The 25,988-nt window shown below is 69.5% G+C and carries 25 protein-coding genes; 11 read left to right on the forward strand and 14 right to left on the reverse strand.

Annotated elements, in window-relative coordinates; translation table 11 throughout:
• Positions 1-110 precede the first annotated feature (110 nt).
• A complete protein-coding gene (locus ACFE76_RS15315) occupies positions 111-1,376 on the reverse strand; it encodes an amidohydrolase (RefSeq protein ID WP_375432633.1) in 1,266 nt (421 codons plus the stop codon).
• A gap of 103 nt (positions 1,377-1,479) precedes the next feature.
• Between ACFE76_RS15315 and ACFE76_RS15320 the strand changes: the two genes are divergently transcribed.
• The gene (locus ACFE76_RS15320) at positions 1,480-2,565 is read left to right on the forward strand and encodes an acyltransferase family protein (RefSeq protein ID WP_375432634.1); all 1,086 of its coding nucleotides are present in this window, start codon (positions 1,480-1,482) and stop codon (positions 2,563-2,565) included.
• 63 nt (positions 2,566-2,628) lie between these two features.
• Here the strand turns inward: ACFE76_RS15320 and ACFE76_RS15325 are convergent, their stop codons facing one another.
• Genes ACFE76_RS15325 through ACFE76_RS15335 form a run of 3 tightly spaced genes read right to left on the reverse strand, consistent with a single transcriptional unit; the run spans position 2,629 to position 7,791 of the window.
• Complete coding sequence (locus tag ACFE76_RS15325; RefSeq protein WP_375432635.1) at positions 2,629-5,472, reverse strand: bifunctional YncE family protein/alkaline phosphatase family protein; 2,844 nt, start codon at positions 5,470-5,472, stop codon at positions 2,629-2,631.
• 4 nt (positions 5,473-5,476) lie between these two features.
• Positions 5,477-6,829 (reverse strand): ABC transporter permease, encoded by a 1,353-nt coding sequence (locus tag ACFE76_RS15330; RefSeq protein WP_375432636.1) that lies wholly within the window; start codon positions 6,827-6,829, stop codon positions 5,477-5,479.
• Positions 6,826-7,791 (reverse strand): ABC transporter ATP-binding protein, encoded by a 966-nt coding sequence (locus ACFE76_RS15335; RefSeq protein WP_375432637.1) that lies wholly within the window; start codon positions 7,789-7,791, stop codon positions 6,826-6,828. The genes ACFE76_RS15330 and ACFE76_RS15335 overlap by 4 nt, the downstream gene beginning before the upstream one ends.
• A gap of 216 nt (positions 7,792-8,007) precedes the next feature.
• On the opposite strand from ACFE76_RS15335, the gene ACFE76_RS15340 reads away from it, so the two are divergent.
• The 5 genes from ACFE76_RS15340 to ACFE76_RS15360 are packed head-to-tail and all read left to right on the forward strand — an operon-like array spanning position 8,008 to position 11,753.
• Positions 8,008-8,562, forward strand: coding sequence for an RNA polymerase sigma factor (locus ACFE76_RS15340; RefSeq protein WP_375432638.1), 555 nt, complete (start codon positions 8,008-8,010; stop codon positions 8,560-8,562).
• Positions 8,563-8,570: 8 nt separating this feature from the next.
• On the forward strand, positions 8,571-9,380 hold the full coding sequence (locus ACFE76_RS15345; RefSeq protein ID WP_375432639.1) for a zf-HC2 domain-containing protein: 810 nt from the start codon (positions 8,571-8,573) through the stop codon (positions 9,378-9,380).
• Entirely contained in the window at positions 9,377-10,240 is an 864-nt protein-coding gene (locus ACFE76_RS15350; protein WP_375432640.1) for an ATP-binding cassette domain-containing protein, read from the forward strand. The genes ACFE76_RS15345 and ACFE76_RS15350 overlap by 4 nt, the downstream gene beginning before the upstream one ends.
• Positions 10,240-11,118 (forward strand): hypothetical protein, encoded by an 879-nt coding sequence (locus tag ACFE76_RS15355; protein ID WP_375432641.1) that lies wholly within the window; start codon positions 10,240-10,242, stop codon positions 11,116-11,118. Before ACFE76_RS15350 ends, ACFE76_RS15355 begins: the two co-directional genes overlap by 1 nt.
• Positions 11,118-11,753 carry a hypothetical protein gene (locus ACFE76_RS15360; protein ID WP_375432642.1) on the forward strand — a complete coding sequence of 212 codons (636 nt, stop codon included), beginning with the start codon at positions 11,118-11,120 and terminating at the stop codon, positions 11,751-11,753. The genes ACFE76_RS15355 and ACFE76_RS15360 overlap by 1 nt, the downstream gene beginning before the upstream one ends.
• Positions 11,754-11,767: 14 nt before the next feature.
• Here the strand turns inward: ACFE76_RS15360 and ACFE76_RS15365 are convergent, their stop codons facing one another.
• The 4 genes from ACFE76_RS15365 to ACFE76_RS15380 all read right to left on the reverse strand — a co-directional run bounded on the left by ACFE76_RS15365 (position 11,768) and on the right by ACFE76_RS15380 (position 17,130).
• Entirely contained in the window at positions 11,768-13,270 is a 1,503-nt protein-coding gene (locus ACFE76_RS15365) for a PepSY-associated TM helix domain-containing protein (protein WP_375432643.1), read from the reverse strand.
• Positions 13,271-13,354: 84 nt separating this feature from the next.
• Positions 13,355-13,999 (reverse strand): hypothetical protein, encoded by a 645-nt coding sequence (locus ACFE76_RS15370; protein ID WP_375432644.1) that lies wholly within the window; start codon positions 13,997-13,999, stop codon positions 13,355-13,357.
• A 324-nt stretch (positions 14,000-14,323) separates the two neighbouring features.
• A complete protein-coding gene (locus tag ACFE76_RS15375) occupies positions 14,324-15,769 on the reverse strand; it encodes a sugar porter family MFS transporter (protein WP_375432645.1) in 1,446 nt (481 codons plus the stop codon).
• Between the two features lie 203 nt (positions 15,770-15,972).
• A complete protein-coding gene (locus ACFE76_RS15380) occupies positions 15,973-17,130 on the reverse strand; it encodes an MFS transporter (protein WP_375432646.1) in 1,158 nt (385 codons plus the stop codon).
• A gap of 116 nt (positions 17,131-17,246) precedes the next feature.
• Between ACFE76_RS15380 and ACFE76_RS15385 the strand changes: the two genes are divergently transcribed.
• Positions 17,247-17,855, forward strand: a complete 609-nt coding sequence (locus tag ACFE76_RS15385) for a TetR/AcrR family transcriptional regulator (RefSeq protein ID WP_375432647.1) — start codon at positions 17,247-17,249, stop codon at positions 17,853-17,855.
• 175 nt (positions 17,856-18,030) lie between these two features.
• Here the strand turns inward: ACFE76_RS15385 and ACFE76_RS15390 are convergent, their stop codons facing one another.
• The 5 genes from ACFE76_RS15390 to ACFE76_RS15410 all read right to left on the reverse strand — a co-directional run bounded on the left by ACFE76_RS15390 (position 18,031) and on the right by ACFE76_RS15410 (position 22,001).
• Positions 18,031-18,711: a response regulator gene (locus ACFE76_RS15390; protein ID WP_375432648.1), complete on the reverse strand. Its 681-nt coding sequence runs from the start codon at positions 18,709-18,711 to the stop codon at positions 18,031-18,033.
• Positions 18,712-18,835: 124 nt separating this feature from the next.
• On the reverse strand, positions 18,836-19,684 hold the full coding sequence (locus ACFE76_RS15395; RefSeq protein WP_375432649.1) for a hypothetical protein: 849 nt from the start codon (positions 19,682-19,684) through the stop codon (positions 18,836-18,838).
• A gap of 22 nt (positions 19,685-19,706) precedes the next feature.
• Positions 19,707-20,078, reverse strand: coding sequence for an SAV_915 family protein (locus ACFE76_RS15400; RefSeq protein ID WP_375432650.1), 372 nt, complete (start codon positions 20,076-20,078; stop codon positions 19,707-19,709).
• A 104-nt stretch (positions 20,079-20,182) separates the two neighbouring features.
• Positions 20,183-20,599: a nuclear transport factor 2 family protein gene (locus ACFE76_RS15405; protein WP_375432651.1), complete on the reverse strand. Its 417-nt coding sequence runs from the start codon at positions 20,597-20,599 to the stop codon at positions 20,183-20,185.
• A 367-nt stretch (positions 20,600-20,966) separates the two neighbouring features.
• On the reverse strand, positions 20,967-22,001 hold the full coding sequence (locus ACFE76_RS15410) for a GlxA family transcriptional regulator (protein WP_375432652.1): 1,035 nt from the start codon (positions 21,999-22,001) through the stop codon (positions 20,967-20,969).
• A 110-nt stretch (positions 22,002-22,111) separates the two neighbouring features.
• Here ACFE76_RS15410 and ACFE76_RS15415 point away from each other — a divergent pair, with 110 nt between their 5' ends.
• Both ACFE76_RS15415 and ACFE76_RS15420 read left to right on the forward strand, forming a co-directional pair.
• On the forward strand, positions 22,112-22,795 hold the full coding sequence (locus ACFE76_RS15415) for a DJ-1/PfpI family protein (RefSeq protein WP_375432653.1): 684 nt from the start codon (positions 22,112-22,114) through the stop codon (positions 22,793-22,795).
• On the forward strand, positions 22,796-23,104 hold the full coding sequence (locus ACFE76_RS15420) for a hypothetical protein (RefSeq protein WP_375432654.1): 309 nt from the start codon (positions 22,796-22,798) through the stop codon (positions 23,102-23,104).
• A 56-nt stretch (positions 23,105-23,160) separates the two neighbouring features.
• Here the strand turns inward: ACFE76_RS15420 and ACFE76_RS15425 are convergent, their stop codons facing one another.
• Positions 23,161-24,057, reverse strand: coding sequence for a LysR family transcriptional regulator (locus ACFE76_RS15425; RefSeq protein WP_375432655.1), 897 nt, complete (start codon positions 24,055-24,057; stop codon positions 23,161-23,163).
• 107 nt (positions 24,058-24,164) lie between these two features.
• Here ACFE76_RS15425 and ACFE76_RS15430 point away from each other — a divergent pair, with 107 nt between their 5' ends.
• Complete coding sequence (locus ACFE76_RS15430) at positions 24,165-25,067, forward strand: inositol monophosphatase family protein (RefSeq protein WP_375432656.1); 903 nt, start codon at positions 24,165-24,167, stop codon at positions 25,065-25,067.
• Positions 25,064-25,702: an NAD(P)-dependent oxidoreductase gene (locus ACFE76_RS15435; RefSeq protein WP_375432657.1), complete on the forward strand. Its 639-nt coding sequence runs from the start codon at positions 25,064-25,066 to the stop codon at positions 25,700-25,702. The genes ACFE76_RS15430 and ACFE76_RS15435 overlap by 4 nt, the downstream gene beginning before the upstream one ends.
• Positions 25,703-25,988 lie beyond the last annotated feature (286 nt).

Consider the following 25,988-nt stretch of genomic DNA (forward strand, 5'->3'; position numbering starts at 1 on the left):
ACCGCCAGCACGGCACCCGGGCCGGGACCGAGCTGGTTGCCGGGCACGCGCAGTCCCAGCCCTCGATGATGCTGGTAGCGCCCGCGGCGGCACAGCACTCAGCCTTGTGATCAGCGGGCAAGGGCCTCGTACGGGTTGACGGTGACGCCCCGGCCGAGCGACTCGTCGTAGTCGTAGACCCGCCGGCCCTCGACGACCACCGTCTGGGCCCGGCTCATGATGTCCAGCGGGTCGCCGTCCCAGATCACGAGGTCGCCGTCGAGGCCCACCTGCAGCGAACCGACCCGAGCGTCCAAGCCCAGCAGCCGGGCGGGGTTCACGGTCAGCGCGCGCAGGGCGGTGTCGCGGTCCAGACCCTCCTTGACGGCCAGGATCGCTTGGTAGACGAGGAAGTTGATCGGTACCACCGGGTGGTCGGTGGTGATCGCGATGGTCACGCCGGCCCGGGCGAGCAGACCCGGGTTGCGCAGGTCGCGCAGGTTGACCTCGACCTTGCTCCGTGAGGTGAACAGCGGACCGATGATCACGCCGATCCCGCGTTCGGCCAGCACGTCGGCCAGCAGGTGGCCCTCGGTGCCGTGGTTGACCACCAGCCGGTAGCCGAACTCCTCGGCCAGCCGGAGGGCGGTGGCGATGTCGTCGGCGCGGTGGCAGTGCTGGCACCAGGGCAGCTCGCCCTCGAGCACCCGGACCAGGATCTCAGAGTTGGAGTCCCGGTCGAACGGCTTGCCCTCGGCGGCGGCCACCGCCCGCCGAGCCGCGTAGTCCTGGGCGTCCCGGAACGCGTCCCGGATCACCGAGGCCACGCCCAGCCGGGTCGAGGGGGTCTGCTTCTTCTCCCCGTAGACGCGCTTCGGGTTCTCCCCGAGGGCTGACTTCACGCTGCACGGCTGGGCGAAGACCATCTCGTCGACCATCCGGCCCCACGACTTGAGCGCGACGGTCTGACCGCCGATCGGGTTACCGGAGCCGGGCTTGACCACGACGGCGGTGATGCCGCCGGCCAGCGCGTCCCGGAAGCCCTCGTCGGCGGGGTTGATCCCGTCCAACGCACGGAACCGGGCGCCAACCGGGTCGGTCAGCTCGTTCGTGTCCTGGCCGGCCCAGCCGACCCCCTCCTCGTGCCCCCCGACGTGGGCGTGTGACTCGACGAAGCCGGGCAGCACCCAGCGTCCCTCGGCCTGGACCACGGGCACGCCCTCGGGCACCTCGACGTCGGTGCCGACCGCGGCGATCGTGCCGCCCAGGACGAGCACCGTGCCCTGCTCGATCACGTCGCCGACGACCGGGACCACGCGTCCGCCCACCACGGCGAGGTCGCCGCCGCGGGGAAGTCGCCGGGGAGCGGGGGCTGAGGTGTCTGGGGTGGAGGGCACCTGCTCACGCTAGCGCGGGGTTCGAGCGGGTCGCCGCGAGCCGACACGCGACTCGCGCCGCCGCGTCGAGGGCCTCCGTGCGGGGCGGGATAGGTTACCGGCCGTGACTTCGAGGGAGACCGTACGCGCCCGACCGCGGCTGGCCGCGCTCGACGGCCTTCGCCTGATCGCTGCGGTGGCGGTGATGTTGTTCCACTACACCGCAGCCGAGAAGCTGCTGTGGGGGAACCCGTCGCGGCTGGAGTTCCCGACGATCAACCACGTCAGCCGCTACGGCTACCTCGGGGTGCAGCTGTTCTTCGTGATCAGCGGCTTCGTCATCTTGATGACCGCCTACGGCCGCCGGATCGAGGACTTCGTCGCGTCCCGATTCTCCCGGCTCTTCCCCGCGTACTGGGTGGCGGTCCTCGGCACCTTCGTGCTGCAGTCGTTCTGGCACGGCGACCGCAGCTCGACCGCGCTGCAGACGCTGGTGAACCTGACGATGCTGCAGTCCGCGGTCGGCGTCCCCAGCATCCAGGGGGCGTTCTGGACGTTGTGGGTCGAGCTCAAGTTCTACCTGCTGATCGGGGTGTTCGTGCTGGTCGGGATGACGCGGCGGCGGGTGATCGCCTTTGCGTTCTTGTGGCCGCTGCTGGCCGCGATCGCCGCCGCCACCCACACGTCCCTGCTGATCTCGCTGCTGGTCCCCAGCCATGCGCCCTACTTCGCGGCCGGGATGCTGCTCTACGTCGCGCACCGGCACGGCCACAACCTGCTGGTCTGGCTGGGCATCGCCATGAACTACGTCCTCTGCACGCTGCAGGCCGTCCGGTACGGCCGTGAGCGCACGCCCGAGGTGACCGGCAGCCAGGTCAACGGCCTGGTGGTCGCGTTGATCATCGCGGTCATCTTCGTGGCGGTGATCGCCTGCAGCAACGGCTGGCTTTCCCGTGTCGAGTGGCGCTGGCTGACCGTGCTGGGAGCCTTGACCTATCCGCTCTACCTGGTTCACGGACAGCTCGGCTTCTTCGTCATCGACGTGCTGCACGAGAGTCGCAACAGCTATCTGGTGCTGGCCCTTGCCATGCTGTCCAGCGTCGCGGTCGCCGCGCTGATCCACGTGCTGGTGGAGCGACGCCTCGCTCGGCCGCTGCGCCGCGCCGTCGCCCGGTCGCTGGAGGATCCCGACCTGTCGAGGCCACGCTGATCGATCCTGACGCGTAGTCGCGTCAGGATCGATCACTGGAGCAGCGCGACCCGTCAGAGGCGGTCAGCGGTCACCGTCGACGCCGGGGATGGCGCCGCCGGGGACGTCGTCGGGGGCGTAGATCGTCGGGTCACCGGGGTAGGGCTTGCGCCAGCCGTGCGTCTGGTACCAGGTGTAGCGGTTCATCTGCGCGGGGTGCGCGTAGTCGGGGACCGCGCCGTTGCCGGTGAAGTGCTGGCTGTTGCTCCACTCCTCCCAAGCCTGGGCGACCTGCTGCTGCGCGGTCGGGACGGCCTTCGCCTTCGCCTGCGCCTTGCGCAGCTTCTTGGCCGCCGTCCCCCTGAGCCCGAGCGTGTCCAGACCGCAGGCGGGCGGGGTGACGACGCCTTCGGTCAGCGGTACCCGGTTGGGGACGGAGATGAACGGTGTGAAGTCCGGCGTCTTGGTGAACGCGCCGAACATCGGCGTCGCGGCGGCGACCTTCTGGTTGAGCGGCTGCGCGCCGAGGATCTGCTCGATGGTGCGCACCATCGTGATCTGGGAGTAGTAGGTGTGGACCACCTTGCCGTGCTTGGCGTACGGGCTGATCACCTGGACCGGCGCGCGGTGACCGTCGATGTGGTCGGCGCCGTCCTGGCTGTCGTCCTCCACGACGAAGATCGCCGAGTTCTTCCAGTACTTGCTGTGCGAGATCTCGTCGACGATCTTGCCCACCGCGACGTCACCGTCGGCGACCTGCGCCTCCGGCGACGCCGGGCCGCCGGTGTGGTCGCTGGAGAGCCACATCATGTTGAGGTTTGCCGGACCCTGCCGCTCGAACTCCTGCTTCCAGATCTGGTAGCGGTAGAGGTCGGGGATGGCGGTGTCGAACTGGGGCGCGTCGTGGTTCGAGATCGCGTCCAGCGAGGGGATGGGGGAGCGGTCGTTCACCCGGATCGCCGGGTCGATCAGCTGCGCCGGGTCGCCGCCCGCCTCGACGCTTCTGCTGGCGCAGTAGTACTGCTGCCAGGTCGCGTCGACGGGCTTGTTCTCGAACGCCATGAACTCCCCGAAGTTGCGGGCCGTCCCGCCGGCGGCCTGGACGGCGCTCCACAAGAAGCCGGACCGCTGGTGGCCGAGCACGTCGTTCTCGGTGTCGTAGCTGCGCAGGTACGCCCCGGCGCTGGACTCGGTGTACTCCGGGTTGTCGCCCTGCATCACCCAGTTGTGGCCCTCGGCGGAGTTGGTGCCGATGTCGTAGAAGTTGTCGTACAGCCCGAACTGCTTGGCGAGCGCGTGCTGGTTGGGCGTGACCTTGCTACCGAACTGCGCGAGCGTCGGGTCACCATTGCCGCGAGGGTCGTCGCCGTACACCTGGTCGTAGGTCCGGTTCTCCTTCACCAGCAGGAAGACGTGCTTGATCTTGGACGCGTCGCCGATCCGCTTGGGCACCGGTACGGCGGCGGCCTTCTTGCCGGCGGCCTTGGTCACGTCGGACCTGGTCCAGCCGTTCTGCGCGAAGACCGTCTTGGTGGACGCCGCGATCTGCTGGTCGTTCGGCAGCCTGAACCGGGTCAGTGACCCCGTGGTGCTGTGGGTGCCGTGACCGGTGGCCAGCACCGTGCCCTGGCCCTTGTCGAAGGCCAGCTCCGGGCCGCGCGCGTCGATCCCGCGGGTGTTGGTGACGACGACCTGGCCACCGGCCGTCGCGATCTCGGCCGGGTAGTAGTCCGTCGGCAGCAGACCGAGGTAGTTCACCGGTTCCTGCGGGCTCCCGTGATAGCGATAGACCGCGACCGCGTTCGCGCGCCCCAGCGTGACCAGCAGGTGGCCGTCGCCGGTCAGGGCGATGCTGTTCGGACCGTAGCCGACCTTGGACGACGGCCAGGGCTTGGTCGCGATCGTCTGGACGACCTGGTCGATGTCGGTGTCGATCACCGAGACGCTGTCGCCGAAGGTGTTGGCGACGAAGAGCGCGTCGTCGGCGACGTACATCGCGGTCGGGTGCAGACCCACGCCGATGGACCGCACCGGGGCACCTGGGGTGGCCAGCTCGATGACGCTGACCGTGCCGGTGGTCGCGGTGCCCTTGAACAGGTTGGCCGGCACCTGGGTGCCGTAGGACTCGATCGTGGTGTCCCCGGGGACAGCCGAACGGCCGCCCTCGTTGCTGACGTAGAGCTTGCTGCCGACCAGCGCGAGCGCTCGCGGCGCGATGCCGACGTTCCAGGTCTGCTGGACGACACCGGTCGCTGCGTCGAGCGCCACCACCGTGTTCTGACCGTTGACCGGGACGTAGAGCGTCGTGCCGTCGGCGGAGAAGACCGACTTGCCGGGCAGCGCGGACAGCGCGGTCAAGGTCGGCGACGTGGCCGGCGCGGTGATGGTCTTGGTCGGCAGCGGGATCGACGTCGGGGTGCCGAGGGTGCCGTCGGGGTTCACCGGGAACCGGACGAGCCCGTTCGCCTGCGGCAGCCAGAGGAACGCACCGTCGGGGGAGTAGGTGGGGCCTTCTTGGCCGACGCTGCCGTCAGGCAGCTTCTGGTTGACGCCGGGAGCGCTGCCGGCCAACGAGATCGGGGTGTAGGTGGAGAGGTCGAAGACCTGCAGGACCACCTTCTTGTCGGTGCTGGTCGCGGCCAGGAACCGTCCGTCCGGGCTGACCGCGGAGCCGATGAACTTGCCGTACTTGGTGAAGACGCGGTCACCGAGCGGCTTGATCACCTGGTCGGAGGAGACCAGCAGACCCTTGGCGGAGGTCGACCCGACCTGCCGGGTGCCGAACACCGTGGTGTTCGCGTACGCGGCTCCGCTGCTCGCGACGGCGAGGGCGGTGAGGCCGGTGATGGCGAGGCGTCCGGGACGGCGGTGCCGCAGCAGCCCTGCGGAGTCTGGAGTGGTGGGTCGACGTACGCGTCTGACCTGCATGGGATCAGTCCTTTCGTGGGGGAGAGAGCAGGTCGACAGAGCCGTCGAACTGCCAGAGCGGGTTGGGGGCGTCCCCGTACGGTGCGCGGACCTGAAAGAAGCCGTTGACCTCCTGCGGGCCGTCACCGTCGGCGACGTAGCGTCCGTCGGCGGTCACGTCGAGCTGGTAGATCGCGGTGCCGACGGCAGTCGTGCCCGGGAGGTGCCAGGTGACGACGCAGCGCCAGTCGGTCCCCGGCCCTGCGTCGGCCACCAGGGAGCCGCCCTTGTCGCAGGCCGCGCTGGTCGCCAGCTGCGCCTCGGTCACCGCCGGCCGGTGCAGCTCATCGGTCTGCAGCCGGTAGAGGTGGCCGTACGCCGTCGCGAGCGACGTCTCGAGCTTGGCCTGGTCGATCCCCGAGCCGCTGGCCGGCGTGGCCACGGCGACGACCAGTCCGGACCCGGCGGTGAGGGCGAGCAGCGGGAGCACGCCGGCGAGCAGGACGCGGCGGCCGGACCCGTCGTTGGCCAGGTCGGTGAAGTCGCGGCGCAGGAAGAGGTGGTAGGCGGCGGTGGTGGCGACCGCCGCCCACGCGAGGGCGACGACGACCCCGACGACCAGCGGGCCGGTCTGCGGGTCCTCGGTGAAGAGCCCGCGCCAGGCGATGAACGCCTGGCTGGGCAGGGCGAGCCGGACGGCGACCGGCAGCGGCAGCAGCTCGACGAGGGTGAGCAGCACGGCGAGCACGGCCGGCATCACCAGCCCCATCGGGGACCGTCCGAGGGCCACCGAGCCGAGCAGCCCGACGGCGGCGAAGGCCAGGGTGGGCGCGAGGACGCACAGCCAGGCGAGCAGCAACCGGCCGGCGACCTCCGCGCCGCTGAAGCGGTAGCCGTCCAGTCCGGTCAGTGGGCGGTTGCCCGTCGACGCGAGGCCGCCGACCACGCCGGAGACGGCGAGGCCAGTCACGAGCAGCAGGATCACCGACAGGCTGGCCAGCGTCTTGGCGACGAAGATGCGGCGCGGCGAGCGGACGGCGACCAGCAGGTGCCGCCACGTCCCGAGCCGGTCCTCCACCGCGAAGACGTCGCCCGCGACGAGGGCGGTCAGCAGGGGAAGTCCCCAGCTGCAGGCGAACGCGAGCACGACCAGGGCCCCAGCCCACCCGCTGGAGTGCATCAGCCGGCCGAAGACCGTGTCGGCCGGCAGCGCGCTCTGCTGGCCGACCACCGCGACGAAGGCTCCCGGCGCGATCCAGCACGCCAGCAGCAGGACGCGCACCCGCCAGAGGGACACCAGCTTGAGCAGCTCGAAGCGGTAGCTGCGCCACCGCGGGGCGGGGCGGGGGGCGACGACGGGCAGCGCGACGGCGGTCATCGGGGGTCCGTCGCGTCGGGGCTCGTCGGCTCGTCCTCGTCGCCGGTCAGGGCGAGGAACGCGGCCTCCAGCGGAGCGACCACCGGTCGGAGCTCGCGGATCGCCACACCCGCGCCGACCAGACGGGCGACCAGATCGTCGAGCGCTGGCACCGGACCGCGGACGACGAGCAGGTCGGTGTCGCCTCGACCGCTGTGGTCGTCCTCAGGCGACAGCCTGATCCCCGGCGTCTTGGCCGCGAGCCGGCGGGCGGTGGCCGGGTCGGTGCTGCGGAGGGCGTAGTCCAGGGTGCCGCTCTCGGCGGCGAGCTTCTCCACCGGGCCGGAGAAGACGACGCGACCCGTGGCCAGGATGGTCACCTCGGAACAGAGCGCGGCCAGGTCGTCCATCCGGTGGCTGGACAGGACGACGGCGGTACCGGTGGCGGCGAGCTGGGCGATCACCCGGTGGACGTGCCGGCTGCCGGCGGGGTCGAGGCCGTTGGCCGGTTCGTCGAGGACCAGCAGCCGCGGCCGGGTGAGGATCGCCGCCGCCAGGCCGAGCCGTTGCCGCATGCCGAGCGAGAACCCGCGGACCCGGTCGTCGGCGACGTCGCTGAGCCCCACCTGCGCCAGCGCCGGGCCGACGTTCTCGGCGCCCCGTCCGCGGAGCGAGGCGAGGGCGGCGAGGTTCTGCCGGGGCGTGAGCGCGGGATACAGCCCCGGCCCGTCGACGAAACCGGCGACGCCGTCCGGGGTGGCGAGCCGCCGACCGACGCGGGCACCGAGCAGGTCCAGCTGCCCGCGGTCGGCGACGGCGAGCCCGAGCAGCAGGCCCAGGAGGGTTGACTTGCCCGCTCCGTTCGGCCCGACCAGTCCGTGGACCTGGCCCTCCAGCACGTCGAGGTCGATCTGCTCCAGCGCGACCACGTCGCCGAAAGACTTGGTGATCCCGCGGGCTCGGACGGCCACGTCTGAACTCATCCGAACCTCCCCCGTTGCTGTGGATCTCTCACCCGGAACTTAGGTTCACGGGATGGCAACGGAGGGCAGGTCCGGGAAACGGCAGGCGAACGGCGGACGACTTCAGATAGTCGACCTAACCGTCCGGTGCGGCCCTGAGTCTGCCGCTGGACGTGGTGCGGCAGATTCCTGCTCGATCAGTGATCCGATCGGGCCCGGACGCGCGACAGTACGTGCGTGGAGACCTTCACGGACGGGCAGCTCCTCGGTCTGGTGGCCGAGGGCGACACGCTCGCCCTGCGCGAGCTGGTCGAACGGCACTCGGCGTGGCTTCGGCTTCGGCTGCGTCGTCGTACGGCCGATGAGGACCTGGTCGCGGAAGCCCTGCACGACACGTTCGTCGCGGTCTGGCGCAAGCCGCGCGCGTTCCGTGGCGATGGTGACCTCGGTGCCTGGTTGTGGGGCATCGCGATCCGGCAGCTGGCGTCCCGGTTGCGCAAGCGCGCCCAGCCCACTCCCGTCACGGCTCAGGTGATGTCGGCGCTGTCGCCGACGATGCGTAGCGCCGAGGACGAGCTGTTCCTCGCCGTCGAGCACGGCCCGGTCGGGGAGGCGCTCGGAGCACTGTCACCGGAGCTCCGGCAGGTCCTGCAGGCGACGGTGATCGACGGGCTCTCCACCAGGGAGGCCGCGCAGCTGCTCGGTATCCCCCAAGGCACGGTCAAGAGCCGCGCTCGCACCGCGAAGTCACGGCTACGTGAGCAGCTGATCTCGGTGGAGGGATGGTCATGAGCTGGCACGTGGCAAAGCACACCTGGGACGCCTACGCCGCCGGGCGACTCGATCCCGTGGCTGAAGCGAGCGTCGAGGCCCATGTCGCCGGCTGCGCGCAGTGCCGCGATGCCGCGAGGTCGACCGCGACGCCTGCGCAGACCATGGCGGTCTGGGACGCCGTCCGGACCTCGATCGCCGAACCCGTGCTCCCCGCGCCGCTCCGGCTGCTGCGCCGCCTGGGGACGCCGACCCACGACCTCGTGGTGGTCTCGGCGGCCAACTCCCTCGTCGTCCCCTGGGCGGCCTCGGTCGGCCTCGCCCTGGTGACGGCCTGCCTGGTCGGGCTCGCGGGACTGAGCCCGACCAATCAGGACGTGGCGTTCCTCGCGCTCGCTCCGCTGGTACCGGTGCTGGCCGTCGTGATGGCCTACGACGCCCTCGACCCGTTGCGCGAGGTCTCACTCGCCACGCCGTACAGCAAGCTGCGGCTCGCCCTGCTGCGCGCCACCGCCACGCTCGCCGTCGCGGCACCGGTGACGCTGGCTCTCGGCCTGGTCATCCCGGGCATGGAAGACCTCGCGTTCGTCTGGCTGCTGCCGGCGTTGGGCCTGACCACCGGCGTGCTCGCGCTGCTCACCTGGCTGCCGGCGCCCGCCGCCGGCGCGACCGTCGCGAGCACCTGGGTCGGCCTGGTCGTCGTGCTGAGGTTCGGCTGGGACGTCCTGGTGCTCACGTCCGCGCCGGCGCAGCTCGCCTGCATCGGACTCGCCGTGGTCTGGTGTGCCCTGTTGCACCTACGCACCTCCACCCTCCGGCTGCCGGGAGGCGAGCTGTGACGACGACAGCGGTGCTCGACGGAGTGTGGAAGGCGTTCGGCGGCAGCACCGCGGTCCGTCCGGTCTCGGTGGACCTGCGACCCGGAGTCGTCGGACTGCTCGGCCCCAACGGCGCCGGCAAGACCACGCTGCTCCGGCTGCTGTCCACCTCGCTGCCGCCCAGCGGCGGCCGGATCGTGGTGGCTGGGCTCGACGTCACCGAGTCCCACGCCAACCGGGTCGAGGCCCGCCGCCGGATCGGCTACTGCCCGCAGGAGGTGGTGTTCCCGCGCGGCATGACCGCGGCGTCGTTCCTGGACTACCTCGCGGTCCTCAAGGAGTGGCGGAACACCGAGGCCCGGAACCACGAGGTACGTCGGGTGCTGGACCTGGTGCACCTCGGCGACCGTGGCGCAATGAAGGTGTCGAAGCTGTCGGGCGGGCAGCGCCGCCGGCTGGCCGTCGCCCAGGCCCTGATCGGGGCGCCCGAGCTGCTCATCCTCGACGAGCCGACCACCGGGCTCGACCCGGAGCAGCGCGCGTCCCTCCGAGGCCTGCTCTCCGGCCTCGCCGGGACCGTCGTGATCTCGACGCACCAGACCGAGGACGTCTCGGCCCTGTGCGACCGGGTGCTCGTCATCGACGACGGAGCGATCCGTTTCGACGGCACGGTGCCCGAGCTCCTCGCCACGGCAGCCGGCCGTGTGCACCTCGGACCGACCGCCAGCAGCGGCGCGGTCCAGACCTGGAAGACCGGAACCGGGCTGGTCCGGTCCGTCGGGGGACAGCCCGCTCCCGACTCCTTCGTCGTCGACCCGTCGGTCGAGGACGCCTACCTGCTGCTCCGCTCCGAGGGGCGCACCAGACAAGGGGTCACCTGATGAGTTCCATGACGGCCACCGGATCGACCCTGGGCGTGCTCGCCCGGCAGGAGATCCGCCACTACCTGCAGCACAAGCTGTTCTGGATCGGCGCCGCGCTCGTGCTCGCGCTCAACGTGGTCCAGCTGTTCCACCTCGACCACGACCCCGGCTCCAGCGGGTCCTACATGATCGCTCCGGCCGCCCTGCTCGGCGTGCTCGGTCTGGTCGTGATGTTCGGTCTGACCCGTCGCTCGGACCGGGCCGCCGAGGCGGCCGGCGTCGTGGCCGTGCCCGAGCGCACCCGCACCCTCGCTCTCGCCGCGGCCACGGTCGTACCCTTCTCGGTCGCCCTGCTCTCGTTCGTCCTGGCGGTGATCACCTGGTACGTGCACCCGCCGGCCGCCTACGTGGTCCCGCCCGGGATCTCCAACGCCTTCGTCCACGCCGAGCAGTTCGGTGACGGCGTGGTCTGCGCCATCGGCGGACCGATCCTCGGTCTGCTGCTCGCGCGCTACCTGCCGCGCCGCGGCACCGCGCCCGTCGCGTCGGTGCTCCTGGTCATCGTGACCATCCTGATGCAGGGCGGCCTCGTCGGGGGCGAGCAGCCGTACCGCGTCCTCTGGTTCTGGACCTACTTCTTGACCCAGCGCACGGTAGGCGACGTGTGGCACATGGGGACCCTGCCCGGCAACCCGTTCCTCTGGGTGCTGTACCTCCTGACCCTCTGCGCGCTCGGCGTCGTGGTGGCCGTCCGGCACGATCCCGAGTCCGACCGGGCCGCGCTGACCAAGGTCGCGCTGGGGCTGATCGCCCTCGCGGTCGTGCTGGGTGTCCTCACGATGGTCCTCGGCTACACCGAGGGAGTCATCAGCCCCGGGGTCTGCGAGTTCTGCTGATGGTCTGCTACGCCGCCAGGGCGGTCCCGTGGGTACGGGTCGCGCTGGCTGCGGTCCTGGTCGTGCTGCTGATGGAGCTCGTGCGCTGGCGACCGTGGGTGCTCTGGCCCCTCGAAGGGACCGCGATCGGGGTGCTGGCCGGTGCGAGCGCATGGTGCTTCGACGAGTCCGCGGCCGTCGTCGTCGATGTGGCGCCACGCAGCCTTGCCTGGCGTACGTCGGCGCGGATGCCCGCCGTGCTCGGCCTGGTCCTGGTGTGGTGCGCGGTCGTGTCGCACGCCGGCGACCGCGCTCTGTTCGACCAGAGCGGGAACGTCCTTGTCCAGGGCCTGGTCGCGATCGCGGTCGGAGCCGGGTACGCCGGGTGGCGGCGCGCATGGGGGGAGCCGACGCCGGGTCTGGCCCTGGCCACGGCGGTGGTACCGCTCACCACCGCCTGGGCTCTGGTGCGGCCCTGGGAGACCCGGCTGCCCGTCTTCCCCTACGGCACCAGCTCGGCGGGGGACTGGTCGACGAGCACGGTGGGGTGGGTCGTGCTCGGCGGCCTCGCCCTGGTGGCACTGGCCGCCGCGCTTTCCGATGCCCCGTGGTGGTCGGTCCGGGGTTCACCAGGAGTGGCTCCCTACGGACGGTGAGGAGGCAGCGCCGGTCAGGGCTTGACGTCGAGCCAGCGCGCGAGCGGCGCCACCCGACGGAGCAGGAGCTGGTCGAGCAGCGCAAGCAAGACAAGAGAGGCGCCGAACAGCGGGAGGAACACCCCGAGCACGACCAGCCCCAGCACCAGCGCCGGCGTCGCAGCCAAGGGCAGCCGGCCACGGGGGGCGCCGAGGCGTCCCGCAGCCCGCGGCCGACGGCGCCACCACATGATCGGCCCGCTCAGGCAGAGGAACAGGATCCCTAGGCACATCCCCGCCGAGAGCACCATGTTCACCGGCCCGAGACGACGGCCCTCGTGCAGGGCGATGCCCTGGCTGACGACCTTCGCCACTCCGGCATAGTTGGCGTAGCCGTACGTGCCCACCACTGCGCCGGTGTAGCGGTCGACATGAATCGTCCGCTCCTGTCCGGGATCGTCGAACGCGTAGCCGATCACGGCGAAGGTGCCCTCGGGGGTATCAGGCATCAGCACCGTGTACGGGTGCCGCAGCTCCTCCCGATCGGCCACCACGGCCGCAGTGTCAAGGTTGGCCACGGTCCCCTGGTAGCCATCCACGTCGGAGGTCGGACGTTGGCTCTCACCGAGGCCCCACGGCACATCGGTGGCGTGGCTGTGCGGCAAGGACTCGTCCATTGTCGTCGTCGGCTCCGACGCCCCACCGTGGTCGTCAGCCCACAGCGAGCTCCCCTGACTGGTGGCGAGTTGCTGGACCCGTTCGCCCCAGAAGCCGGTCCACGGCAGCCCGCTGACCAGTAGGCCGAGCAGAGCGATGCCGGCGACCGCGCCGGCGACCGCGTGAGTCTGCCGGAGCCGGGCACTGGTCAGGGAGGACGTGCTCGTCCGACGCAGCGCATCAGCGTCGGCGCGGGCCTGCTGTGTGGCTCTGCGCCGAGAGCGCCAGCCGCGCACGAACAGGTAGTAGCCGGTGAGGGCCATCACGATCGCCCAGCACGCGGCCAGCTCGACGACCGCGTCGCCGATCTTCCCAGTCATCAGCTCCCCGTGTAGCCGCACCGCCGTCCCCGACAGCGTGGTGTCGGGGTTGAGCGAGCCGAGGACCTCGAGTCGGTAGGGGTCGACGAAGTAGTCGCGGCTCGACTCATCGGGCAGGGTGACGGTGAACCGGGTCGGTGACTCGGCGTCGCGGGGCTCGGTCATCGACGCGATGTAGGCGCCCGTCAAGCCGTCGGTGTCGAGGGACTGCTCGACGACCTCACGCTGGTCGTCGTAGGTGGCCGCGCCCACGCCGGGTCGCGGATCGACGTGCATGAGGTCGGGGTGCAGCGCAGGCTCGAGCTGGAACCGGAACAGATAGATCAGGCCGGTGACGGCCAGCAGGGCGAGGACCGGGACGACGAGAAAACTGGCGTAGAAGTGCCAGCGCCACATTCCGGCGAAGAGCTGCGTACGAGGCCTTCGGGCTCGACCCGAGTCCTGGACAGGCGGGGAGGGTGGATCGATGTGGCGGTCGGGCGCGCCAACGGTAGTAGTCATGGTGTGCTCCTGGGGACGACGAAACGGCGAAGAAGCGGCTCGACCACACATGGAGGGAGCCGCGGACGCCAAGAAAGGGGGGTCTCAGGATGGCAGCGGAGGACCGCGCGGCGACGCCGTCGCCATCGCCATCGCCACGTTGACCCGAGACGCCCGAGCCATGATCGGTACCAGCCGCGCACGGCGCCGGGTCGGGCGTGCCGAGACGATCCGGGTGAGCTCGGCGACCGTGCGCCACCACCAGGCTTCGCCCCGCGCCAGCAGCCACGCCGCCAAGACGGTGGCCAGCACGTGGGCGGCGATCATCAGCCAGCCGGTCGTCATCGCGTGCTCCTGCGCGCACGCCGGGAGCGCAGTCACCGACGTCAGTCCCGTTCCGCCCGCTCCGGGGTGGCTGACGTGCCCGTTCGGCATCGACCCGCCGGGCATGCACATCGCCGACGTCGAAGCAGCGGTGAAGAGCAGGTGCAGCCCGACCTGGTCGACGCCGAGCAGAGCGACCAGAAGCGGGAACCGGCATTGCCGCCCGCTGGCCGCGACCGAAACGGGGACCAGCCCGGCAACGGCGAGCAGGACCCCGAGCAACGGCAGCGCCCCGCCACCGAGCAGGTGCGCACCGCTGCCCAGCAGCAACGGCACAGCCGCGAGCAGGGCGACCCTGCCGAGCCGCCCGGCCCCTTGACCGGGCGTGCGCAGCAGCGTCTGACGCGCTGCCTCGCTAGTCACCACGAGGATCATCGTAGAGCCCCGTCGGAGTGGGGACCGTTTCTCCACGACCTTGTCGGCCCGACCTGGCGGCAGTCCCCCCGTGACGAGCTGGTCGACCATCAGCTGCTGACGCGGAGAACCCAGGTGGATTGGGGACCGGCGCGCGCGGCGAGGGCCAGAGGACGTGGCGGCGCGACTGGGGCGGTCCTGGGGAGGTGCCAGGCCGGCGAGACCCCGGGTCCGAAGACCCGCCGGCTCGTACCCTTGCCCGTGGCCCCGGGGAAAGCCCGCCGCCCGAGGCTGCTGTCGAAACGGTTACAGCGTCGACACCGGCTGCACGGTGGTTCAACGCCGCTCCGGGCTGGCTACGCTCTCGTCTGAGCTCTGCTTGGCGAAGTCTGCGGGTGTGAACTTGCCGGCGCGCAAGTTGGACTCGATCTGTTCCAGGCTTCGGCCCGTCAGCTCGGGCATCTTGCGCCACAAGACCACGAAGGCGATCACGTTGAACCCTGCGTACAGCCAGAAGGTCTGTCCGGTGCCGATCGCGTTGATGATGGTGAGCAGGGTCAGGGTGATGAGCAGGTTCGTGCCCCACAGCGAAGCCGACTGAGCCGCCGCACCGGCGGCCCGGGTCGCGAGCGGGTAGATCTCTGAGCCGGTCAGCCAGCCCATCAGCTGGATACCCCCCGCCGTGAAGGCCATGAAGGCGATGAGCGTGGCGATGATGTACGGCACCTGTGCCGGGCCGTCGTTTCCGGTGACGAAGAAGGTTCCGAGCACGATCAAAGCGAGTGCGGCGCCAGGAAGGGTGATCAGAGTCAGGCGCCGCCGCCCGACTCGGTCGATGATGGCTAGCCCGATCAGCTGGGTGACCAGGTAGGTGATCCCGAGCCCGACAGAGACGTCCAGCGCCGCAGACTTCGAGAAGCCATTGTCAGTGAGGATGGTGGGCGAGTAGTAGATGATCATCTCGATACCGGACAGCTGCGTGAAGATGGCCACCCCACAGCCGACGACCAGAGCGGGCCGCACCCACGCCTCGCGCAACCCCCGCCATCCACGCGTGCTTTGCTCCTCCTCGGCGGCGACTGCCTCGCGGATCTCGTCCAGCTCCGGCCCGACGTCGGAGCCGTGCGGCCGTACCCGCTCGAAGGCAGACCTCGCTCCCTCGACGTCGCCGGTCTTGGTGAGCCAACGCGGGCTCTCCGGCAGGCGCAACAACATCACCAACATCAGGGCGGCGGGTACAGAGGCCGCTCCGACGGCGATCCGCCAGTCGACCACTTCAGTAGCTCCGACGATCGTGGAGATGACGATGCCGACGCCGATGGCGATCTGGAAGAACAGCACCAGGCGACCGCGGTACTTGGTCGGGCTAAGCTCAGCCACGTAGATCGGAGCAGTCTGGGTGGCACCGCCGACGGCGAAACCGAGCACCAGGCGCCCTCCGATGAGCATCACCGCGTTCGGCGCCAGTGCTGCCCACAGCGCGCCGACGACGAAGACGGCGGCCACCAGCAGCAGCGTCTTACGCCGGCCGTGAGACTCCGACAGCCGACTGCACGTCAGCGCACCGATCACCGCTCCGAGCAGGATCGCCGCTGCGATCACCTGCTTCATGCTGTCGGCTAGGCCGAACTCGTCGGTGATCTGCAGCAACGCACCTGAGATGATGCCGGTGTCGTAGCCGTAGAGCAGGCCCGAGATCGCCGATACGAGAGCGACGACGACGATAGATCCCGTCAGACGGCTGCTCTGGTCCTTGTCCTGTGCAACTGATGATCCAGCCATGAGAGGCTCCCCACGTCAATGTGTGGCGCGCCCACTGCTGTGGGAACAACGGTGACTCTACCGACGTGTTGGTCGGCCGCCGACGTGGGCTCCTCGTTCGCGGCTCGCACCTCGGCGACGGGCCGGCGGGCGGCCACGCTGCGCTGGTTGCCCGCCGGACTTGCCTCGTCAGAAAGTGTCGGTAGGCGCTTGACACCACCATCCTAGGGAGTGGTGTCAGGTTTCACGCTTGCGTGGCGGGCGGCCCGGGGTCTGATGGTCGCGACAAGACCGCCCGCGGCGCAGAGAGCTGCGGCGACCATCCCCATGCCCGCCGGACCGAGGACCGGTTCAGACAGGCCGAACCCGGCGGATCCGCAGGCTTGTCCGGTTGCCAGGGCAATGAAGAGAACTGACGTTGCCGAGCCCGCCTGTGTTGGCCAAGCGTTGCGGGCCCAGAAGATGAGGACCCCAGAGAGCCCGATGTAGCCGGCGCCGAAGATCGCCATGCTGATGTAGGCCAGCGCGGCGCTTTCCTGGGCTGTGGACGCTGCGATCCCGGCGCTGGCCAGGGCGAGAGCAGCTGTACACACCCACCATGCAGGCCGTCGTCCGGTGCGGTTGACCAAGGTTCCGGTGAATGTGCCGAGAAGACCGCCCAGTCCGAGTGCGATCCACAACCAGCCGATCCGCTCGTGGTTCACCGAGCCGGACCCGGTCGCCAGGGCTGGGCCGAACGTCCAGATCAGCGCCGATCCGCTACCGGCGACCACCGCTGCGGCGGCGGGAACGACGAGTAACCGCTTGGCTGCCGGGCTCGAAGCCTTCCGGGTGTTGTCCTCGGTCCCTCGACGGGGTGCGGGCGAGGCGGCGCGGGTCCGAAACGGGGACAACGCGGCCACGGCCGTCCCAGCACACGCGAGAGCCATGAACGTCCATGCCGGACCGACCTGGCTTGTCGCGAAGCTCGACAAGCCCGCGCAGATGACTCCCACAGCCGTTCCGGTGTTGGCCACAGCCTGCGCCGTCGCCTTCCCCTCCTGGGTAGCGACGGCATCGATGACGGGAACCAAGGCAGCGGAAGCGAACGCTCCTCCCATGCCGCCGACCATGACCGCAACGACGAAGGGCGCCGGATGTACGGCGACCGCTATCCCCAGACACCCTGCGGCCGCGGTGACACCGGCAGCGATCAACCCGCTGCGAGGGTGCCGGTCGACCCAGCGTGCCGCCACGACGGCGGCCGCACAGTAGGCGGTGAACTGTGCGGCCGCTGCCCAGCCGAGGACCTCGGCCAGCTCTGGTCGTTGCGCAGCCAGGTACGGCGCGAAGAGGCCGACGCCGAAACGCGCCATCCCGTACGTGGTAGCGATCAGCAGCATGCCGGCCGCCGCGACACCAGCATCCGACGCCCGGTGTGCCTTCACAGGCGGATGGATGGCGAAGCCGTTAGGTGTAACGGTCGTTCTGTGCATAACGATCGTTATACAGTACAGACATGTCCCGTGCTGACGTCACCCATCACCGCGTCCTCGACGCGGCCGAGACGCTGTTCTTCCGGGAGGGCATCGCCATCACCGGCATGGACAAGGTCGCAGGTACAGCTGACGTGGCGATCGCGACGCTGTACAAGCACTTCGGCTCCAAGGACAACCTGTTACGGGAGGTCCTCGCTCGACGGCTTGATGCGTGGGTGTCGCACTGGGATGCCGCCATCGCTGCCGCTGGCTCGTCTGAGAGACGTCTGCTGGCCATCTTCGACGCTGTGGAGAGCTTCCGGGCCGCGAGTGGTTCGACCCAGTGGTGCTGCTTCTTGGCCACCGCCTCCGAACGTGCGGTGCCTGAGGCTGGGACGAGTGATCCAGTGTTCGAGGTGGTCGGTCAAGACAGCCGGTTGGTGAACGAGAGACTGGCGGAGCTGGTCGATGAGCTCGGCTGCCCCCATCCCTCCGCGCTAGTTGCGACCATCCTTGTGCTCTACAACGGCGTGCTCAGCAGCCTGCTTCGCGGCACGCCTACCGACCCGGTCACCCACGCTCGCAGAGCCGCCCAGCTGTTGATCCGATCCGCTGCCGATCTGGCTTCGACCGTCTCCTCTGACCGTTGATCCGCCTCAGCGGCCAGCCTGGCTGGCGGGGTGGGCCCAGACCAAGCCGGACGACAAACTACTCCTTCTCGAGGGCGAGCTTGTATCCGTACGCACCGCTCTTGTTGCCGACCTTCGGGACCGCTTGAATCTGAGCCGTCCCGATCCACCCGGAACGCTCAGAAGCAGGAAGAAATCAAGGGACGAAGCGATAGCCGACACCGACCTCGGTCAGGAAGTGACGCGGTCGGGCGGGTTCGTCCTCCAGCTTGCGTCGGAGGTTAGCGAGGTAGACGCGCAGATAGTTGCTCTGGTGGCGGTAGCTGGGTCCCCAGACTTCGTGTAAGAGGTCGCGCTGACGGATGAGCCGGCCTGGATGACGAGTAAGGACTTCGAGTAGTCGCCACTCGGTCGGGGTGAGGTGAACGGGATGGCCGGCGCGAAGTGCGATCCGGTTCGTCAGGTCGATCCGTAGGTCACCAGTGTCGAGCGTCTGGGCAGAGCCGCCTTCTTGGGCGAGCTCATGACGGAGCGTGGCGCGGATGCGTGCGAGAAGCTCGTCCATGCCGAAGGGCTTGGTCACGTAGTCGTCGGCGCCAAGGTCGAGGGCCTCCACCTTGTCCTCGGACGCCGTACGGGCGGACAGGACGACAACGGGACCGGCCAGGTCTAGTCCCGTACGGAGCTCAACGAGAACGCTGAGGCCATCAAGGTCGTCGGCACCGTCGAGGTCGAGGTCAAGCAGGACGAGGCTCGGCCTCTGCCTGGCCGCGATCTCGAGGGCGTGACGCCCACTGGACGCGGTCTCCACCTGGTAGCCGTTGCGGTGAAGACTGGAGGCCAGGGTACGGAGGAGGGCGTGGTCATCGTCCACCACGAGGATGAGCCTGCAGGGGTGACCCGTCTGACCGCTGCTCAACGCTCAGGCCCGGGCAGCGAGAGCAGTGGTGAGCTCGACGACGTCGACGCGAGGTTCGCCGAGCGCCCTTGCTGTGGTGTCGTCACGGCCCCTGATGGTCTCTTGACGAACTCTCACCGGCGGGCCCTCGGATAGCGCGGGGTCCAGAGTTCAGCCCGATCTGGGGACGCGACCTCGGCTGGCCCGGCGGCTGGTGCAGTAGGTTGATGCTCGCGCTGACGACGATTTCGTCGAGCTCCAGGTTGAACCGCCGGTGGATCCTGGCGACCTGGCCTGCCAGCTGCCGTACGACCCACTCGTAGTGGCTCGTCGACACGGCAGAAAGGGAGTCCAAGCGGCAATGCAGACCGATCAGGCGGAGCCTCGGTTCGGAAAGAATGCGTCCAGCCGTGTACTCCGCAGACCCGTCCAGGATCGACGACAGGTAGCGCGCCGGGCTCTTTCCGGCCGTGCTCCCGAGGGAAGAGGCAGCGCCGAGCCCGGTGCTGATACTCAACAGGACTGGTTGTCGTAGACCGGCGGGTACCCAGCTGGACAACCGGTGCAGCTCGAGCGCCCGATCGAGGACGACACGAGCCGCCCCCAGCGAGACGGCCAGGTGGGTCAGTGCCGGATGGTCCGGGTCGTAGCTGACCATGAGACGCTCCGAAGGCATTCCCCGTGCGAGTGCCGTGCTGAGGTCCTCCATTGACTGGACGTGCAGGCTGGCGCTCTCGTCCCCGAGCCAGGCCGAGGGTTCGACCGCCGGCGGGGCTTGAGGACCGTGAGCCACGGGCTGGTCGATCGGCGGCCGCACAGATTCTTGGGACCCGTCCACGAGGCCAGTCTCGTGGAGGAACACTCTCCTCGCCTGGGTCCGGGTCAAGGTGCTGGTCGGCGGCCCGAGAGCGGTCTCGTCCAGGCAGCGCTCCCAGTTCACAGGAGGCAGCACCGAGGTAGACGCGAGTTGCCGGTCACGCCGCCACGTGGTCGTGGTCGAACCTCCGGGGGCGCCGGTGAGCGGCCTGGGCTGACTGCGCTCCTCGATTGCGGAGGTCGCGCTGTGGAACCGTGAGCGTCGGGTTGACCGTGATGAGGGAGATCCCCAACGGTGCAATCAGCTCTCGTAACCGTGACTCGCTCAGGGTCGTGCTGGCCTGCCCGTCGCCAAGGACCTCGGCGAGCAGTGCCTCGCTGGTGAAGGCGACTGCTGTGCGCTCACCGGACGGAGTGCGAAAGATCCTGAGAACCGCCCAGTCGTCGTGGGACTGGACCGGCACACGCCATCGGACGGGAAGCGCGGCTTGGTGATGGTGGGGGGGCACATGGCCTCCGACGTAGCTCATACCTCAAGGCTGCGGCGGGCCGCGAGAGGTGTGTACTTTACACATACAGAATTAACGGCTTCTGACACCGAATTAGCGCTGACCGCGGATAGGCCCATCCGCGGTCAACGGTTCGCGTGTCCTCGCCAGGAACGACGTCCGGTGGCCGTCTCGAAAGCGGGCCGGACGTCAACGGTGTCATACACCAGGTGCAGGCTCGTGATGAGTCCGTCGTGGTCCAGCCGGGCGACGTCGACGACGTCGAACGGCGCCGCCTCTCCAGAGGGCAGACGCCAGTCGAAGTGGAAGAAGAAGCTGATCGTCGTGGCTCCAGCGCTGTCGAGGCCTTGCATCGTGGCCAGGAGCTCGAGGCGGGCCTCGCTCGTGTCCGAGAACAGCTGAGGGTAGAAGACTGCCGGCGAGCTTGGACCGTAGAGCGGCGAGTGGATCACCGCGTCCTCAGTGAAGAGGCCGACGGCCAAGGCGGCGTCCGCGGTCGAGAGCGCTCGGAGGTAGGTGGCAACCAGGTTGTCGGAGTTCATCCAAGCCATTCAACCGCGCCGAGGCGGCCCTGTCTGCTGGCCTGGGGAGCTTTGCCTTCTCTCGCCGTCCGAGTCTCGACGCGCTCAGGAGTCGAAGGTCGACCAGCCCACCGAGATCATCGCCGCGGGCGGGATGCCGACGTCAAGCCGCGACCATCGAGACGACGACAGTTGGTTCTCGTCCTGACCTCGGCCGCGACACCGACTCCTCTGCCCGTGCTCAACCGAGTCATCGGGGATGACCTGCGCCGGCGATCGTCACCCAGCAGGCCGCGATGACCCTCGGCACCCCGCTCGGTCACACCGGCGACGATGCTGGTCAGCTGATGGGACCGTCTGACCACACAGGTGCAGAGCCATGCTCAGATCACGAACCACTTGGTGGCGCGCTCAAGCTCGTTGCCTGGGCTGACGCCGGTCCTGCGGTGACACTCGGCGCTGCGCTGTCCGGCGATCGCACTGGAGTGGCACCGAAGGCCCGGCGGTACTGGCCCGGAGGCGAGCCGACAGCCTTGCGGAACGCTGTACGGAAATGGACGGTGGAGCTGAACCCGCTCCGAGTGGCGATCTGGTCGATCGAGTGGCTCGTGGTCTCCAGGAGGCTGCGCGCCCGACGCATCCGCGCGGCCTGGAGCCAGTTGGCCGGCGTCGTCCCGGTTTGCTGGCGGAACCGTCGCGCCAGCGTGCGTACGCTCAGGTGGGCGTGTTCGGCGATAGCGGTCACGGGCAGCGGTCGGTCGAGCTGGGTCTGCATCCATTCCAGTACGGGAGCGAGGGAGACCTCGTCGGTCGGCAACGGTTGGTCCGGGATGTACTGAGCCTGGCCACCTTCGCGCATCAGCGGCATCACTGCCAGCCGGGCTGTATCCGCTGCGACCGCCGCCCCGTTGTCGGAGCTCACCATGTGCAGGCACAGGTCAAGTCCGGCTGCGGCTCCGGCGGAGGTGAGGATGTCACCGTCGTCGATGAAGAGCACCGCGGGGTCGACCTTGACTTGGGGAAAACGGCGAGCCAGCTCGTCAGCGATGACCCAGTGGGTGGTGGCTCGACGCCCGTCGAGCAGGCCCGCCTGTGCCAGCGCGACGGCACCCACACAGATCGATGCGATCCGGGCGCCGCGTGCGGCGGCCGCCCGCAGTGCCGCCGAGGTGGCGACGGGTAGGTCGGCGAAGGCATCGAGTCGGCCAGGCATGATGACCGTGTCCGCGTCGCGTAGGGCTTCCAGGCCGTGGTGGGCGCGGATCCGGAACGGCCCAGCGGAGACCTCGGGGCTAGCAGCGCAGACCAGCGTCTCGTAGACAGGCAGCCCATCTCGTCCGCGGGCGCGCCCAAAGACCTCGAGCGGAGTCGAGAGGTCGAAGGCGATGACGTTGTCGAGGGCGACGATGACCACGCTGTGCATCTGGCCTCCTCTGTGCTGCGCCGAGCCGGGCCGAGCGGATGGCCGAAATTACATCAGTAACGGCATTTGAGCCACTAGGGGACGTTCCTCCGGTCTCGTACCGTCTCATCATGGCTGTGACTCTTCTCCCGCGTGAGCCGTTGGCCGCGCAGATCGTGCTGTTCGACGGCTTCGACCCCATGGACGTCGTGGCTCCATTCGAAGTGCTGTCGGCTGGTGGCGATCTGGCTCAGGGCGCGCTGTCGGTCCGGCTGGTCTCGGCTGAGGGGCCCCGCCGGGTGGTGTCGGGGACCGGCGGCCTGACGCTGGAAGCGACGGCGTGGCTCGACCCCACACTGGCCGGTTTCGTCGTGCTGCCAGGAGCGTCGGGGCCGCTCGAAGGTGACCCCGACGTGGTGGACACCATCCCGGTGCTCCTGGCCCGCATCGGCTCGACCGGATTGCCCGCACAGATTCAGGAGGCGCTGGCCGCCGAACAGGTCACGGTGGCGACGGTTTGCGGCGGATCGTTGGCGCTGGCCATGGCCGGGCTGCTGGAGGGGCGGACCGCTGTCACCCACCCCGAGGGCATGGCGATGCTGGAAGCGCTCGGGGTGAGGGTCGTCGAGGCGCGGGTCGTCGACGACGGCGATCTCGTCAGCTCAGGAGGGGTGACGTCAGGTCTCGACCTCGCCCTTCATCTGCTTGAGCGGGCGTTCGGGCCCGAGGTGCCGCTCGCGGTCGAGCGGCTCTTCGCCTACGAGCGTCGCGGGATCGTCTGGCGGACCGGCGGGCTTGCTGCGGTGGCGGTCTAGGTGACGCCGGCGGGTACGTGGCAGCTGGTGATCCGGACCCCGGTCGGGTCGATCCCGGTGGAGCTGATCGTGACCGACGCAGGCGGCGCCCTGACCGGCCTCGCTCGTAGCGACGGTCAGGAGAGCGTGATTCCGGAGATCGTTCAGGCGCACGACTCGGCTGGCCAGCACGTGACCTGGACCCAGAAGGTGACGAAGCCGCTCCGGCTGACCCTGAGCTTTGACGTCCTGCTGGTCGGCGACACGCTGGAGGGCACCGCTCGCGCCGGCCGACTTCCAGCCTCCCAGGTAACGGGAACCCGATCGTGAGTGACCCGGCGGGCGATAGGTTGGCCAGCTCAACCTGACGTCTGGATCACCCGCGGTCAGATCAGGGCCGTGGTCACCTCGCGGATCCGTTGGCGCAGCCAGGAGTGAGCGGGGTCGTTGTCGTGGCGTTGATGCCACGCGAGAACGACTCGGACGGGCTCCAGGTCGAGCGGCAGAGGGACGTGGCGGACGTTCGCCCGCGTCGTCGCTGTTCGACAGACGAGCTCGGGAACAGCCGCGATCGCGTCCGAACCACAGACGATGCTCATGGCCACTGCTGACGTCGGCGCTGACGCGATGACCCGCCGCCGCAGACCGTGCTCGGCGAGAGCGATGTCGATCGGGTCGGACAGCCGACCGCGGCGTGAGACCAGCACGTGGTCGGCGGCGGCGTAATGGGCCAGGTCCAGCTCGTCGGCCGCACCGGGGTGACCGGCTCGGAACACGACCACCAGCGGGCCCGCCCCGAGGTTTTCGTACCTGGTGTCGGTTTGGTCTGGCGGCGTCGAGCCGAGAGTGACGTCGACACGTCCTCGCCGCAGGTCGCTGGTGTCCGCGGCTGGCTCGGCGAGGAAGCGCAGCGTGACGCCCGGGGCGGCTGCTCGCACCGCCGTGACGAGCGAAGGGGCCAGCGCGGTGGTGAGTGCGTCGTGGCCCTGCAGGGTGAAGGTGCGCTCGAGGGTGGCGAGGTCCAGGTCCTGACGTGGCTTCAGCACGCTGTGCGCCTGCTGCACGAGGTGATGCACCTGGTCGCGGACCGCGGCGGCGTACGGGGTCGGGGCCATGGTCCGACCGGTCCGCACCAAGATCTCGTCCTCGGTGACGGCGCGGAGACGCCCGAGGGTGCGGCTCATGGCGGGGCTGGAGAGGCGCAAGCGGTCGGCGGCGGCTTGGACGCTCTCTTCCTCGAGCAGGACGTCGAGTGCGGTCAGCAGGTTCAGATCCAGATGCATACAAGTAAACCTACAAGTGCGAAGGATGCATTTGTAGTCATGTCAGGGTGTGCCTACCGTCAATGGCACGGCACCTGCCGCTCCTGCAACGAGAAAGAACTACCACCATGACCCTGAGTCCAGCCGATTCGGCATCTTCTGTCCGGCAAACCTTCCCGCCCGACGACAGCCAGATCTTGGCCGCCAGTGTGGATGCGGTGCGCGCCGCCGGGGGGCTCCTGCTCGGCCGGTTCCCGCCCCTGCCGCTACCGGCGACGCCCGAGCAGGTGGTCGCGGCTCTCCGAGCCAACGACGCGGCCTCGCTGGACGTCCTGCGTGGCCTGCTGGAGGCGGCATGTCCCACGGCGGGCTGGGTCGAGGACGAGCTGGCTGATGGAGTCCTGCCCGACGGTGACTGGTGGGTGGTGGACCCGGTCGAGGGCAACATCAACCACATCCACGGGCTGCGCGACTGGGCGGTCACCGCGACCCTTGTCCGAGACAATGTCGCCGTACTCACGGCCGTACACCTGCCCCTGACCGGTACCACCTACACCGCACTGCGTGGCGGCGGCGCGTTCCAGGACGGTCGCCGTCTGCAGACCTCGTCCAAGACCGACCTGCGAGCCGCGCTGGTGGGAACGGGGCAGGCCAGTCCGCGAGAGACCACGACGACGTTCTCCTCCATCGGCCGTTCGGTGGCCGCGATGCTGGACGCGGCTCTGGTCGTCCGGGTCTCCGTTCCGGCCACGCTCCAGCTCATTGAGCTGGCCGCCGGCAGGATGGACGTCTTCTGGCAGCACAGTGCGGTCCGGTCCGGGCTGCTTGCGGGGGCTCTGCTCGTCGCCGAGGCGGGCGGCACCGTCAGCGCGATCGACGGCCAGCCCTGGACGCTGGCCAGCGCCGACTTCCTCGCCGGCACTCCCGCTCTGCACGCGTCGGCCGCCGCGGTGCTCGCTCCGTTCGCGACCTCACCCCGAGACCTGCAGCCGGCGACCGCAGCCGGCGGCGCGCCCGGGAGCACCTCGTGAACATCGTCGTCCTCGGCGCCACCGGCGCGACCGGTCGCTTGCTCATCCGCCGGGCATTCGACCGAGGGCACGCCGTGACCGCGGTCGCCCGTAACCCCGACCGCCTCGAGCTGACCCGCTCCGCCCGTCTCGAGATCGTCGTCGGAGACGTGATGGAGCCCGCGTCGATCGCGCCAGCCCTTCAGCGTGCCGACGTCGTGCTCTCGGCCCTGGGTGTCACGAAGGGCAGTCCGCCTGATCTCCTCACCCGGGCGGCGCGAGTCGTGGCAACGGACTCGCCGACACGGATCATCTGGCTCAGCGCCTTCGGTACCGGAGGGTCGACTGTGGTCGCTGGTCCTCTCACGCGGTTGGTTCTCCGGCTCGCGCTCGCGCGCGAGCGGCAAGACAAGGCCGATGCCGACAGCATCGTCGCGGCTGCCGGGGGCGTACTTGTGCACGCCGGCCCGCTCACCAACGGCCCCCTTGCTTCGCACTGGCACGCCGTGCCGCTGACCGAGGTGTCGAGGCTGTGGATGCCTCGACCCATCAGTCGAGCGACTGTTGCCGCCGTCATGCTCGACGAAGCTGAGCGCGGGGATCACCGCGGCCAGATCGTCCTCCCGCTCGCCGGACCTGACACCACATCCCACTAGGGGCAACGGTCACCCTCCTAGGCGTCTGTCGCCCCTAGTTCTTGGGCTTGGCGGCGCTAGCGGCAGATCAGTAGACACACGGGCAGCAAGGTGAGGTTTCGATGCAGGCGGTCGGGTCAGATTTCCTGGCACCAGGTTGCCTCAGAGTGCCGTCGACGGCCATGTTGGGTGTCTGCGGAGGATCGGCTCGGCAGGGGCGGGTAAGTTGCCGTGCAACCGACGGTTGGTCAGCTGGTGTCGTGGAGGTGAAGTCTTCAGGAACTCGGAAAGCGAAGGGGCGCGGTGA

The organism is uncultured Friedmanniella sp. (assembly GCF_964244005.1).
GTDB lineage: Bacteria > Actinomycetota > Actinomycetes > Propionibacteriales > Propionibacteriaceae > Microlunatus.